Genomic DNA, 11,987 nt, shown 5'->3' with positions numbered 1-11,987 from the left:
CTTGCAGGAATTGCAGCCAGCCGCCTTCGCGGGCGGCTTTTGTTTTCGCAGCCAGGCGGAACGCTGCGTCATGCGCTGCGGAACCGCTCTGCTCCGGCTGAACGCCCGCAGCGGCAGCCAAGAACGCGTTTGCATCGCCCTGATTCCAATTGGAACCGGGGCGTTTCCGATTGGAACCGGGCCAAAGTCAATTGGAATTGCCCTGATTCCAATTGGAATTGACACGATTCCTGCCGGAATCGGCCCGGTTCCAATTGACTTTGCCCTGATTCCGATTGACTTTGCCTTAATTCCAATTGGAATTGCCCCGATTCCAATCGGAAACGCTCCAATTCCAATTGACTTTGTCCTGATTCCAATCGACATTGACACGATTCCAATTGGAATCAGGGCAAAGCAAGCGTGCTCCGCCGCACTTGCAGCGAGCGTCCTTCCGGCGCAGGCGGCGGGAAAACAGAATAATTCAGCCGAGCTGCTGTGAACGCACGGAGGCAGCCATGCCTGCGGGAAAAGCGGACGCTTCAGGCTGGGCTGAGCAAGAAACTTTTCCGTGAACAGCAGAGGGCACAACTTGGGTTATTTTCAGTTCCTGATTCGCAGGAAAGTTCATGACAGGCTCTAAAGTGTCACCCCGAACAGCTTGCCCACAGCGGCGGTCAGGCTCATGGCCAAGGTGCCCCAGAAACAGACCCGCACAGCCCCGCGCAGTGGCGATGCCCCGCCCGCCATGGCTGCTGTCGCGCCCAGCGTGGCCAGCAGAGTGATTGCCAGACTGGGTATCAGCCAGAGCAAGGCTGATGCCGGAGCCGTTGCTGCTGCTGCCACAGGGAATGCGCCGCCAAGAGTGAAGGCCGCAGCAGACCAGAACGCGGCTTGCAGCGGCTGGGCACTCAGTTCGGCGGTGATGCCGATCTCATCCCGCGCATGGGCCTCCAGCGCGTTGTGGCGCATGAGCTGATGCGCCACCTCTTCCGCCAGCTTCTCGTCCAAGCCGCGTTCCTGATAGATGGCGGTCAGCTCTCTGTGTTCCGCCTCATGGTTGTGAGCCAGCGCGTGGGCTTCCATCTGGAGGTCGGCGCGTTCTGTGTCCTCCTGCGACTTCACCGAAACATACTCGCCTGCGGCCATGGACATGGCCCCGGCGGTCAGTCCGGCAATGCCTGCCAGAAGGATGTGCGCACCGTCTGCGCCTGCGGCGGCCACGCCCACCAGCAGGCTGGCAGTGGAAACAATGCCGTCATTTGCGCCCAGCACCGCAGCACGCAGCCAGCCGGAGCGGTGGATGCGGTGATGTTCAGAGTGGTGTGTGCCGCTCATGTCAATTACTTTCCTGCCTCCGTCTTAGGCTCCTGCATCTTCGCATCGAGCAGATCGGCGAACGGCTCCAAGTTCTTGCCCGCCGCTGACAGAAGCTGATGACGGGCCTGATGGTAGCCTGCCACTGCCTGCGCCAGCCGCCCGTAGGTGGCGGTGAGGTCGCGCTGGGCCTCGTTGAGACGGGTCAGAGAGGCGGCTCCGGCCTCGTACTCGCTCTTGGCCAGCTTGCGGTTCTCCTTGACCAGGTCGACACTCTCCTGCTGGAGGCGCACCTGTCTGCCTGCGGCAGCCAGCAGGGCGGCAGCCTGCCGGATTTCGGCGGCGATGCTGTTGCTCAGGTCAGCTCGGCTGTAGGCAGCCTCGCGCTTGGCCTGCCGGGCCTCCAATGCCGCCGCCTCAACCGCGCCGCCGGAGTAGAGATTCCAGCTCAGACCCAAGGACAGAGACGCGCCAAAGTCCTCGGGCAGCAGTTCCTCCTGACTGAGGACACCGGCCTGTCCCTTGAGCTGGGCCTTGGGCGAACCCTGCGCCTCAGCCGCGTTGATGCCAGCTTCAGCAGCCTTGATCTGCCAAGCCAGCCGCTTCATGTCCGGGCGGCTTTTCAGAGCCTCGCGGATCAGCACCTCAGTGTCGGCAGCCGACTCCTCCTCGGAGGGAACGAAGTCCTGCTCCAAGGCGGCCAGCTCAGGCAGGGCGGCATCCTCAACCGCAAGCAGGGCGGCCAAGCCGTAACGGGCCGCCTCGTACTGCCGCTTTGCGCTGATCAGACTGTTTTTGGCAGCGTTCACCTGCACCCGGATATTCAGCACATCGCCCCAGGAGCCGGCTCCGGCATCGAAGCGGTGTTGCGAATCCTTGAGCTGCTGCTCGTAGAACTCCTGATCAGCCGTCGCAATGTCAATGGAGGTCTTGGCCAGCTGAGCGTTGTAGAACGCGTCAGCCACAGCTGCGACCAGCAGCCGCTGGCTGTTGCGCTTGGCCTCGGCTGTTGCCTTCTCGCCCTGCTCGGCCTGCTCCTGCTGGAACTTGCGGGCATAGCCGTCAAACATCAGCCATGACCCTTGCAGACCGGCGGAGCTGTTCTCGGTGATGTCGCCGTCATTGTTGCTCTGTGCGCCAAAATTGGCGGCTGCGTCAAGGCTTGGCTGCTGGGCCGCGATCACCTGCTTGATTCTCGCCTTGGCCTGCTCAATCCTCGCCTGCGCCGCGCCGATGCCCGGGTTGCCTTGCAACGCCAGCCGCTGTGCGGCCTGCAAATCCATCACCTTGGCTTCAGCGGCAGGAGCGGCGGGCTGACCTGCCGGTGCCTCCTGCTGCTGTGCGGCTGGACTCTGCTGCTTGCTCTCTTCGCCCAATGCCGGGCTGACAGTCAGGCAGACCGTAAGAACGGTCGGCAGAAGGTTGCCTCTCATAGTTTTCTCCTGTGAAAAGTTGTTGATGCGCTGCCGTCTTCACCCGAAAGGGAAGCATACAGCTCCAGCTTCTTTCTGTCGAGCCAGTTTCTGCCTGCGGCAAGATTTTCCTTGCTCCGCTCCAAGAGGAAGTACAGCGTCGGCACCACCACCAGAGTCAGGAAGGTGGCGATAAGCAGGCCGAAGCTGACCACAACAGCCATGGACTGCCAGAACTGGCTGGACTCACTCACCCAGGACATGCTCATCTTGGTGAAGTCGTAGGATGCGCCGGTGATCATCGGCACGAGGCCGAGAATGGTGGTGATGGCCGTGAGAAAGACAGGCCGCAGCCGGGTTGCTCCGGCAAAGACCACCGCCTCTTTGAGGGCGAAGCCCCTTGTCCGCAGGATGTTGGTGTAGTCAATCAGGACGATGGCGTTGTTCACCGCCACGCCTGCCAGTGAGATCACCCCGATGCCGGTCATGATGATGCCGAAAGGCATCTTGTAGAGCATCAGGCCGGAGAAAGCCCCGCCGGTGGCCAGGATGACCGATGTCATAATCAGAAAAGGCTGACTCACCGAGTTGAACTGAGCCACGATAACGAGGAAGATCAGCAGCAGTGCCACCACAAACGCCTTGCTGAGGAAGTCCTCTGACTCCTGCTGCTCCTGGTTCTCTCCCGTGAAGCTGACCTTGTATCCCGGCGGCAGAGGCATCTGCGCCAGCAGCTTCTCAGCCTGCTGCCGCACCACCGGGCCGGGAACCTTGGTCTCATCCACATTGGCCTTGATCGTCACCACGCGCTGGTTGTTGATCCGGGTGATGCTGCCCATTGAGCCGGTGATGTCCACTTTGGCCAAGGTGGAGAGCGGCACGCTGCTTCCTCCTGGCACAGTGATCATCAGCTCGCGGAGCACATCCGCCACCTGCCGGTCCTTGTCCGGCAGCTGCACGGTGATGTCGTAGTCATCGCTGCCGTCGCGGAAGGAGGAGACCGCCAGCCCGTTGTACGCCGCTTTCAGAGCAAAGCCGATGCTTCCCGTGCTCACCCCGAACAGGGCCGCCTTCTGCCGGTCAACCCGCACCCGCACCGAGGGCGTGCCCTCAACGAAGTTGTCGCGGATATCCTCGACGTGCGGCAGCTGGGCCAAGGCTTTCTTGATCTCCTTGGATATCTGCCCCAGGACAGCGAAGTTCTCCCCTGCAATCTCGATGTTCACCGGTGCGCCAGTGGGCGGGCCGTCCGCTTCCAAAGCCACAGTGATCTTGGCACCGGGAATGTCCGCCACCCGCTTTCTGATCTCCTCCACCGTGTCATTGGAGGACTCGAAGCGGTCAGCCAGATCAACAAAGCGCACCCCCACATGGCTGGGCGTGTTCTGCTCAAACTCCGAGCTGCCTGTGCTGGCAGAAACAGCGCGGGTGTAGATGATGCTGACATTCTTCAAGTCGCTTGGCCCGGTGAAGATGCGTCCGTCGGTGTGACGGTGCTCCTTTGAAGACAAGGCTTGCTCATAGGCAGGGGCAGAAGATTTTTCGCCCCTACTGTTTCCCCCCGCCACAGCCACCTCAATCTTCTTCAGGATGCCGTCTATGTAGTTCAGATCCGCCCCTTCCGGGAAGTCCACGTTGACGTAGATGCCCCGTGGATCAGCTGTGGGAAAGAACTCCACCGGCTTGCGCAGGCCGACTGCCAGCAGCCAGCCCTGCACCATCATGACAACCAGCAGGCAGGTGCAGGCGATCAAAGACAAGGGATGACGGAGCGCAAAGCGCAGGAAGGCCGCATAGGTGCGCAGTATGGCCCCCTTGATCTCTATCGGCTTCTCCCAGCCTATGTCAGCCTTGCCTTTGGCAGCCGCCCGCCTAGCTTTCTTGGTGCTCTTCATGAACAGAGAGGCTAAGGCCGGATTGATCACCAAGGCGACAAAGAGGCTGGCGCTCAGGGTGATGATCAGCGTGAGCGGCAGGTACTTCATGAACTCGCCCATGATGCCCGGCCACCACATCATCGGCGCAAAGGCCACCACGGTGGTCAGGGTAGAGCCGATGACCGGCATGGCCACTTCCGAGGTCGCCTTCATCGCCGCCTCTGCCCGGCCAACACCCTGCTCCATGAAGCGGAAGATGTTTTCTATGATGACGATGGCATTGTCCACCAGCATCCCCAAGGCTAAGATCAGGCTGAAGAGGACGACCATGTTCAGCGTGATGCCCAAGGCCAGCAGGATGGTGTAGGTCATGAGCATGGAGAAGGGGATGGCCATGCTGACTATTACTGCATTGCGGAAGCCCATGGTGAAGAAGAGCACTGCCACCACCAGAATCAGGCCGGTGAGGATGTTGTTGTTCAAGTCGGCGACCATATTGTTGATGTCTTTCGACTTGTCCAAGACCTTGGTGATGCTGGTGTCCTTGGGCCAGCCAGGCTGCCGCTTGTCCAAGATGGCATTCACCGCGTCGGCAATGGCGATGATGTTTTCTCCCGACCGCTTCTTCACCACGATGTTGACCGCTTGCAGTCCATTGATGCGGGAACGGCTGCTCTCCTCCTTGAAGCCGTCCGAAACCTTGGCCACATCGCGCAGATAGACTGGCTGCCCTTTGTGCACCGTGACCACTAGGCCGAGCAGCTCCTCAGGGGTGGAGACCTCGCCCGGCACACGTAGCTGAAACTTGCCGTCGCCAAGATGGATGGACCCGCCTGAGGTGTTGCTGTTCTCCCCTTTGACTGCGTCTTGCAGACTGGTGATGTTGATGCCGTAGTAGGCCAGCTTCTCCTGCACCGCCTCAACCCGGATTTCCCGCTCGCGGCCGCCGGTGATCTCCACGTCCAAGACACCTGGCACGCCCTCTATCTCATCCTCCAGATCGTCGCCGATCTGCTTCAGGCAGGTCACCCCGCAGGTGCCGGAAAGGGAGTAGATCAGGATCGGCATCTCCGAGATATTCACCTCAAAGACGCGGGGGTCGTCCTCAAGGTCGGTGGGCAGCTCGCCCTGGGCTTCATCCACCTTGTCCTTGACCTTGCGCAAGGCCAAGTCAATATCCACGCCAGTGCTGAACTCCACGTCAATCAGCGACTCGCCCTCCGAGCTGACCGACTTGAGGTTCTTCAGCCCGTCCAAGCCCTTCAGCTTGTTTTCTATCTTGATGGTGACAGCGGTCTCCACATCCCCCGGCGCAACGCCCCGGTAGGTGGTCGAGACAAAGACATGCGGAATGCTGATGTCCGGCTCGGATTCCCTGGGCAGGGCAAAGTAGCTGTAGACGCCCATGACGAGGATGACAAGGGCCAGCACCATCACGGCGATGCTGTTCTTGACTGCGGTGTCTGAGATATACATGACGGCAGAATGGTTGAAAACAATGATGGTTAGACGCTGGGCGGCATCCTCAAGGGATCCCTGCCGCCAAACAGGAGGGATCCCATCAGCGTGCCTGGAGGGTACCCACTAAAGTGTCTGATGGGTACCCTTCAGATATTCTCAAGGGTACCCATCTGAATGCCTGAAGGGTGCCCATCAGTATTCCTTATACGGATTGCAGAAGGTCAGCGTGCCATTGACAGTAAGGCCGTCCTGCATGTCCTCTGAGAGAAACCAGCGGCAGCCCATGTCCAAGGCGCATTGCACGTGCAGGGAATCGTAAGGGGAAAACTTGTACTTGTCACACAGCTCCTCAGCTCGCAGGATGACAGCCGGAGTGACGACCAGCGGCTGCCATGCCTCCAGCAGACGGATGAACCGCCTTCGCGCCTCCTTGTCAACCTGGCTGGAGAATTTCCGCATCATAGTGTTGCGCCATTCGGCAAGCACCTGAACTGAGATGCGCCCTTTGCCCGTCTGCGAGAACGCCGCGCATAGCTGCGCCGATATCCGCTGCTTGGCTGGCGCGCTGCCGTCGTGCAGATAGACGAAGATGTTGGTGTCCACGTAACAAACATCGTGCAGGATGCTATCGTTCATTCATCTCGTCCCGGCTCAGTTTGTTCTGCGCCCAGTTGAGCGGGAAGGTCGGGGGATTGCTGAAATACTCCGCCGCCTGCCGTTGCAGCGTCTCTTCCCGTGTCTGCCGACGCTGCCTGATCAGCAGTTCAAGGTTGGCCGCGTCGTCGGTGAGCCAGCTGTTGAGCAGCTGAGCCGCAGCCTGCTTCTCCGCTGCTGTCGCAATACGGTACCGCCGGGCCGCCAAGGGATCAATGTGCTCAATCTTCAAGCTGCTCATGGTCTTGCTCCTGTGGAGTTGATGGCGTGGGGGCTGCTGTTTTCAAGGGCACCATGCCGCATAACTGTCTGGAAGACTTCCTCCTCTGAGACAAACTCGTTCTTCCGCCCTTCGGCAATGGCGTTGGCCAAGCCGATTTCCTCCAGAGCCTCTTCCGTCTTGTCATCACTGATTGAAAGTTCCATGCTGGTTATGCTGGTTGAAGGTCATTGGTGAGTTCAATGCCGCATCACAAGCCGGGACAGGCAGTTCAGCCTCATCAGCATAGCATAGGGTGAATCCGTAGCACGCTGCTGCCTCTTCAGCGGCACGGCGGGCGCGCAGCAGGTATTCATGCACAGAGCTGCTCTCCGCAGAGAGCATGGCCTGCACCCGTTCCTTCTCCTTCAGAATCTCAGATTGAATCATGCTTGCTCCTCCTCGCTGAATAGTTCAAGGGGTGTGACGATCTCCGGCGTTGTCAGGCCAAGACGGCCATTGATCACCCGGATGTGCTTCCGCTTGTTGGCATTGGCCAGATGGTTGCAGTTCCACGTGAGAAGATACTGGATGCCGAACCAGCTGGCATAGGCAAGGTGGACTGCATCACCAACCAGAGACCTAGGCATGACCCGGTTGGCGATATAGAATTCAACCACCTGCTCCAGCTCAGGAACAGAGGGCAGTAGCGGGACATGCGACACAAAGGCGACAATCTCCGCTTTGCGCGGATAGTCTCCTTTGTTCAATTCCTGCAACACGGCATCAGAGATAAATATATCGTAGGAGGCGGCCATTTCCGACCACCATCTTTTCGTGACTTCAGAGAAGGCTTGCAGCGATTCCCTCTGGTCAAAGCAGTAGCTTGGAATGGTTGAGTCAAGATAGACTTTTTCTTTCATTGCAGATCATCTCCTAGATGAGCTGTTGGATTGCTGATGGATGAGGACATCCCTTTCTACCCCTAAACTACCAGCCTGCCGCCTATTTTCCCTTATGTTTTCTTGCAGCAGATATTCTCGCAAACAGCTCGTTCAGGTTCACGCCTATCCCAGCTATGTTTGGCTTCAGCTCGAACAGGTTGACGGCGGCCTCATCTGCGGCATCCTTCTCATCAAGCTGGGCTTTGATCATCTTGAGCAATTCCACTATCTGATCTTCCCTGTCCGGCTCAATTGTGCCGAGAAGCTGGCGCACACTGTACACATTGCCTGAACCCTCGGCAATATAGATGTCCGCCTTATTCTCCGCGTATCTGATCAAGGTCTGATAATCCGCGCTGCACGTCGGGTCATCCGGCATCGGGATCCTCTCGCTGACGTTGAGCTTCTCAAAGCTGCTGTTGATCTCCCGCAGCGAGAACCAAAGGAAGCTGAGGTATTCCTTGCGGCGCGGGCCGTTCACCCAGAGATAAATGCGCCGGGCCTCCATATCTGCCTTGATCACCGCCTCGCTGCCGCTATCCTGATCGTGCAGCACCGCACCGGTGCGCCAGCAGAGATCAGGCTTAATCTGCTTATGCCGCTTGACCAAGAAACGGGGCATGACCGACGGCGGCAGAAAGCTGTGATAATGCAGGATGAAGCCCAGCGCGTTCTTGTCGTCAAAGGTGAATTCTGGCTCCGGCACAGGGAGAAGCTGCGGGATGAGCACAGCCTGGCTTTCGACCGGGTAGCACAGCTCGAACTTCTTCATCAGCTCCAGCAGATACACATGCGTGTGCGCTGGGTAGCAATGCCGCTCATCGCCGCGCTGCTTCAGGATGCTGTCTAAGCAGTCCGCGTGCAGCACGCCCTTGCTGTCGGACATCTTTTCGGCGGTGATGATCTTATAGACCGCATTCGTTACCCAGACCGGATCAAGCACGTGCATGGCCTTGAGGATGAAGTCCTTGAAATGCACGGCCACGCCGAGATCATGGAGGAAGTCAACCAGCGTTTCGCGGTTGTCATCACCGGCCAAACCCGCCTCGGCGCACAGCTCGCCGTAGTCCTCGCGGCTGATGTAGGGCTTGCCCATCTGCTCGATGCGCTGCTTGACCGCAAACCAGCTCTGCGGCCAGCGGATGCCGATCATCGGCACCTTGCCCAGCTCGCTGATGAGGCTCTCTTTGAACTCGGCAATGCCCCTGCCGTCAGCGCAGGAGGTACGGAAGAACTGGCGGATGCCTGTGTACTTGCCTTGCAGGAAAGGCCGGTTGAGGTCAAACGAGGGGTTGCTGTCCTGCTTGTTGAGCACAACCAACACGGGCGAGTCCCCGCCAAAACTCTCGATGTGCTGGAGCCAGTATTCCGCCCGCTCGTCCTTGCGGCCATCGAGCACGAGGACGTACAGGCTGCGCTTGGACAGGAAGAACTGGTGCGTGGCGTGCATGATCTCCTGCCCGCCAAAGTCCCAGATATTCACCTTGATGGGCTGGCCGTCCGCCTCCACATCCCAGCCCCGGATGCTGATGCCGTGCGTGGTGTCTTCGTGCTGGTCAAATGCCTCGCCGAGGAGCCGCTTGACTAAGGAGGTCTTGCCTGCCGCACCGTCTCCGACGAGGAGGACTTTTACTTCGTTGAGAGAGGCCACACCTGCTTCGAGGCTGGAGAAATACTGGCGGATGGCTTCGATGCCTTTACGGGCTATCTCTATTGGCGGGGAGGTGAGGGGGTTGCCGCTAAGGTCAAGTGATGTCAGTTTCTTGAGCTGGCATATTTCTGATGGTAGAGTGGTGAGATGGTTATTACTTAGATAAAGTACCGTTAGATTTGTAAGGTTACAGATTTCTAACGGCAGAGTGACGAGATGATTATCATTGAGTTCAAGCCAAGCCAAGTTCGTAACGTGGCAAATTTCTAGTGGTATGGTAGTGAGTTGATTCTTATTTAGAGTGAGTATGGATAGATTCTGTAGCTGGCTAATTTCCCACGGCAGGGTAGTGATACCTTTATTACTAAGATGAAGTGCAACCTCCCCGCGTGCCTTCGCCTTCTCTATCACCTTCAACAGCTCTTCATTCGTCATCGCCTGCGCACCTGCGTTGTTTGTGGGGTAGGGGCGGTTCGCGAACCGCCCTTACGAGAATCATCCTCAAGGGAACCCTGCCGCCAAAGTAGAGGGTACCCATCAGACACACTGGTGGGTACCCTCCAGTTACTCTCAAGGGTACCCTTCAGAATGCCTGATGGGTACCCTCTAACATTCCTGCAAGGCACCCTCCATCATTCCGCCTGCTCTCCCTTGCGCTTGGCGGATGTCATGAATGATGGTGTCCGCGCTGAAGTCCTGCTCATGCGGCCAGGCTATGCCATGATGCGCGGGCCGCACCTGCCGGAAATACGCCTCGTCGCGCAGCTCCTGAAACGCGCGTCCCTGAAGATACGGCTTCACGTCAAACACCCCGGCCACGCCGCTGCTGGTGAGGATGTCAATTGTGTAATCCGCCAGAGGAACCGCCTTGATCACCTTGTCCATGCCGTCCTCCTGCATCGCTATCTGAGCGGGTCAATCCTGAAGATCGGCTCACCGGCAACCGCAAGTTTCCAGTTGGCCAGCAAATCCTCTCTGTGAATCTCAAGCCAAGCCTCCACCAGCTTCATCTTCTGCTTGGGAAGACTGCCCGCAAGAATCCTGCCATCCTCAATCGCGCAGGTGAAGCGTATCCTGCCAATCGTAGGGGCAGACCTGCGTGTCTGCCCTGTGTTGCCTGCCGCATAACCAGGGCGGACACATAGGTCCGCCCCTACGGGAATCATCCTCAAGGGTGCCCTGCCGCCAAAGTAGAGGGTACCCATCAGACACGCTGGTGGGTACCCTCCAGTTACTCTCAAGGGTACCCACCAGAATGCCTGATGGGTACCCACTAACGTTTCTGCAAGGTGCCCAGTTCAATCTTTGGGCCTATCCCATCTGCTAGCCTCAACGCCCGGTCTGCGCCGCTTTTACTCCAAGAGACCGACAGCTCCGCACTGAAAGGAAGCGGGCAAAGTCCAGCACCTGCCGGGCTGCCTCATCAGGCAGGCCAGCGACCAGCGCAGAGGCTTGCTCGGCCAGCGGAATCCACTGCCGCGTTGCTGCCCGCCAGACAAGGATGCACTGGTCTGCATCAAGGGCTGAGAAATCCAGCGTTGCCCCGTGTTCATCGACAAACTCTACCTCGTACACGTCATTGCTGTGGCAATGGACAACCGCGCCCTGCATTCCGGCCCGAAGATGCTTTTCGGGAATGTCCCTGACTATCTCCACTATGTCGCCTATGTCCGGTCTCATTGCATCACCTTCACATAAAGTGTTACCAGATGCGCCTCTCTGCTGCCAGGCGGCACTATCCAGCCTGTCCTGACCACAGCACGACGCTCATCAATTCCCTTGACTGGGATGTCTGCGGTATAACGTGCGCCAAAGCTGTCTTCGCTGTGCGGCGTGATCTCCGCCTGCATAGCTCCCTCGGTAAGCTGACTCAGCAGCGCGGCATGATTTTCCTTGGTAAAGCCAAGCAGCCGCTCAAAGAGAACCGCCTTATGCTTTCCAATCGGCGAGTCGGCATCAAGAGCGTACTGCGTCAGCTTGCGGGGATCAATACGCACGCTCTCGGCAATATCTGCCATCTTCAAGGGGATGTCCTCCTTTGTTTAACAGGATGCAGATCTTCAGCCACGTGGTGCAGGAGCGGTTCGCGAACCGCCCGCACAGGAATCATCCTCAAGGGTGCCCTGCCGCTAAACTGGAGGGTACCCATCAGACACACTGGTGGGTACCCTCCAGATATTCTCAAGGGTACCCATCAGGCATTCTCAAGGGTACCCTTCAGAATGCCTGATGGGTACCCACTAACGTTCCTGCAAGGTGCCCTTGAGTCACACAGCCTTCAAAGGAGATTATGCAGCTCTTCTCTGCTGAGATCGCAATCCCTCAGTATTTGCGCGAGCAGCCCTTTGCCGATGCTCTCATTGCCATGAACCGGCACCACCGTGCAGCGGCCATCATCATGCCGCAGGAAATGGTGGCTGCCTTTGACCCGCACGACTGCGAACCCGACGCGCTCCAAGGCCTTGATCAGTCTGCCGCCTGTGAGGGAAGGGA

General features: G+C 58.5%; 14 protein-coding genes and 1 pseudogene. 1 reads left to right on the top strand and 14 read right to left on the bottom strand.

Going from position 1 to position 11,987, the window contains the following annotated elements; translation table 11 throughout:
* Positions 1-481, top strand: a pseudogene (locus tag ACNKID_RS06310) (hypothetical protein); the annotation flags it as partial.
* A gap of 137 nt (positions 482-618) precedes the next feature.
* Here the strand turns inward: ACNKID_RS06310 and ACNKID_RS06305 are convergent.
* The 14 genes from ACNKID_RS06305 to ACNKID_RS06240 all read right to left on the bottom strand — a co-directional run.
* The gene (locus ACNKID_RS06305; protein ID WP_417912585.1) at positions 619-1,317 is read right to left on the bottom strand and encodes a VIT1/CCC1 transporter family protein; all 699 of its coding nucleotides are present in this window, start codon (positions 1,315-1,317) and stop codon (positions 619-621) included.
* A 5-nt stretch (positions 1,318-1,322) separates the two neighbouring features.
* On the bottom strand, positions 1,323-2,729 hold the full coding sequence (locus ACNKID_RS06300; protein ID WP_417912584.1) for a TolC family protein: 1,407 nt from the start codon (positions 2,727-2,729) through the stop codon (positions 1,323-1,325).
* A complete protein-coding gene (locus tag ACNKID_RS06295) occupies positions 2,726-6,061 on the bottom strand; it encodes an efflux RND transporter permease subunit (RefSeq protein ID WP_417912583.1) in 3,336 nt (1,111 codons plus the stop codon). The genes ACNKID_RS06300 and ACNKID_RS06295 overlap by 4 nt, the downstream gene beginning before the upstream one ends.
* A 177-nt stretch (positions 6,062-6,238) precedes the next feature.
* A complete protein-coding gene (locus ACNKID_RS06290; protein WP_417912582.1) occupies positions 6,239-6,682 on the bottom strand; it encodes a PIN domain-containing protein in 444 nt (147 codons plus the stop codon).
* A complete protein-coding gene (locus tag ACNKID_RS06285) occupies positions 6,672-6,941 on the bottom strand; it encodes a hypothetical protein (RefSeq protein WP_417912581.1) in 270 nt (89 codons plus the stop codon). The genes ACNKID_RS06290 and ACNKID_RS06285 overlap by 11 nt, the downstream gene beginning before the upstream one ends.
* Positions 6,938-7,126 (bottom strand): hypothetical protein, encoded by a 189-nt coding sequence (locus ACNKID_RS06280; RefSeq protein ID WP_417912580.1) that lies wholly within the window; start codon positions 7,124-7,126, stop codon positions 6,938-6,940. Before ACNKID_RS06280 ends, ACNKID_RS06285 begins: the two co-directional genes overlap by 4 nt.
* The gene (locus ACNKID_RS06275) at positions 7,107-7,349 is read right to left on the bottom strand and encodes a hypothetical protein (protein WP_417912579.1); all 243 of its coding nucleotides are present in this window, start codon (positions 7,347-7,349) and stop codon (positions 7,107-7,109) included. Before ACNKID_RS06275 ends, ACNKID_RS06280 begins: the two co-directional genes overlap by 20 nt.
* On the bottom strand, positions 7,346-7,822 hold the full coding sequence (locus ACNKID_RS06270) for a type II toxin-antitoxin system VapC family toxin (protein ID WP_417912578.1): 477 nt from the start codon (positions 7,820-7,822) through the stop codon (positions 7,346-7,348). The genes ACNKID_RS06275 and ACNKID_RS06270 overlap by 4 nt, the downstream gene beginning before the upstream one ends.
* Positions 7,823-7,904: 82 nt before the next feature.
* On the bottom strand, positions 7,905-9,929 hold the full coding sequence (locus ACNKID_RS06265; protein ID WP_417912577.1) for a COR domain-containing protein: 2,025 nt from the start codon (positions 9,927-9,929) through the stop codon (positions 7,905-7,907).
* 171 nt (positions 9,930-10,100) lie between these two features.
* Positions 10,101-10,379 (bottom strand): DUF2442 domain-containing protein, encoded by a 279-nt coding sequence (locus ACNKID_RS06260; protein ID WP_417912576.1) that lies wholly within the window; start codon positions 10,377-10,379, stop codon positions 10,101-10,103.
* A gap of 17 nt (positions 10,380-10,396) precedes the next feature.
* Positions 10,397-10,699 (bottom strand): DUF4160 domain-containing protein, encoded by a 303-nt coding sequence (locus ACNKID_RS06255; RefSeq protein WP_417912575.1) that lies wholly within the window; start codon positions 10,697-10,699, stop codon positions 10,397-10,399.
* 124 nt (positions 10,700-10,823) lie between these two features.
* The gene (locus tag ACNKID_RS06250) at positions 10,824-11,174 is read right to left on the bottom strand and encodes a DUF4926 domain-containing protein (protein ID WP_417912574.1); all 351 of its coding nucleotides are present in this window, start codon (positions 11,172-11,174) and stop codon (positions 10,824-10,826) included.
* Positions 11,171-11,512: a DUF6883 domain-containing protein gene (locus tag ACNKID_RS06245; protein WP_417912586.1), complete on the bottom strand. Its 342-nt coding sequence runs from the start codon at positions 11,510-11,512 to the stop codon at positions 11,171-11,173. The genes ACNKID_RS06250 and ACNKID_RS06245 overlap by 4 nt, the downstream gene beginning before the upstream one ends.
* Positions 11,513-11,772: 260 nt before the next feature.
* The coding region (locus ACNKID_RS06240) for a type II toxin-antitoxin system HicA family toxin (protein ID WP_417912573.1) at positions 11,773-11,987 on the bottom strand (215 nt) is incomplete at its 5' end.

It is taken from the genome of Candidatus Electronema sp. TJ (assembly GCF_048287355.1).
Taxonomy (GTDB): domain Bacteria; phylum Desulfobacterota; class Desulfobulbia; order Desulfobulbales; family Desulfobulbaceae; genus Electronema.
This window is presented reverse-complemented; position numbering and strand designations above follow the sequence as displayed.

What these genes read in the sequence shown, in the direction of transcription:
- ACNKID_RS06305 (WP_417912585.1), bottom strand. Translation starts at nt 1,317, where the DNA reads ATGAGCGGCACACACCACTCTGAACATCACCGCATCCACCGCTCCGGC.
- ACNKID_RS06300 (WP_417912584.1), bottom strand. Translation starts at nt 2,729, where the DNA reads ATGAGAGGCAACCTTCTGCCGACCGTTCTTACGGTCTGCCTGACTGTC.
- ACNKID_RS06295 (WP_417912583.1), bottom strand. Translation starts at nt 6,061, where the DNA reads ATGTATATCTCAGACACCGCAGTCAAGAACAGCATCGCCGTGATGGTG.
- ACNKID_RS06290 (WP_417912582.1), bottom strand. Translation starts at nt 6,682, where the DNA reads ATGAACGATAGCATCCTGCACGATGTTTGTTACGTGGACACCAACATC.
- ACNKID_RS06285 (WP_417912581.1), bottom strand. Translation starts at nt 6,941, where the DNA reads ATGAGCAGCTTGAAGATTGAGCACATTGATCCCTTGGCGGCCCGGCGG.
- ACNKID_RS06280 (WP_417912580.1), bottom strand. Translation starts at nt 7,126, where the DNA reads ATGGAACTTTCAATCAGTGATGACAAGACGGAAGAGGCTCTGGAGGAA.
- ACNKID_RS06275 (WP_417912579.1), bottom strand. Translation starts at nt 7,349, where the DNA reads ATGATTCAATCTGAGATTCTGAAGGAGAAGGAACGGGTGCAGGCCATG.
- ACNKID_RS06270 (WP_417912578.1), bottom strand. Translation starts at nt 7,822, where the DNA reads ATGAAAGAAAAAGTCTATCTTGACTCAACCATTCCAAGCTACTGCTTT.
- ACNKID_RS06265 (WP_417912577.1), bottom strand. Translation starts at nt 9,929, where the DNA reads ATGACGAATGAAGAGCTGTTGAAGGTGATAGAGAAGGCGAAGGCACGC.
- ACNKID_RS06260 (WP_417912576.1), bottom strand. Translation starts at nt 10,379, where the DNA reads ATGGACAAGGTGATCAAGGCGGTTCCTCTGGCGGATTACACAATTGAC.
- ACNKID_RS06255 (WP_417912575.1), bottom strand. Translation starts at nt 10,699, where the DNA reads ATGGGTACCCTCTACTTTGGCGGCAGGGCACCCTTGAGGATGATTCCC.
- ACNKID_RS06250 (WP_417912574.1), bottom strand. Translation starts at nt 11,174, where the DNA reads ATGAGACCGGACATAGGCGACATAGTGGAGATAGTCAGGGACATTCCC.
- ACNKID_RS06245 (WP_417912586.1), bottom strand. Translation starts at nt 11,512, where the DNA reads ATGGCAGATATTGCCGAGAGCGTGCGTATTGATCCCCGCAAGCTGACG.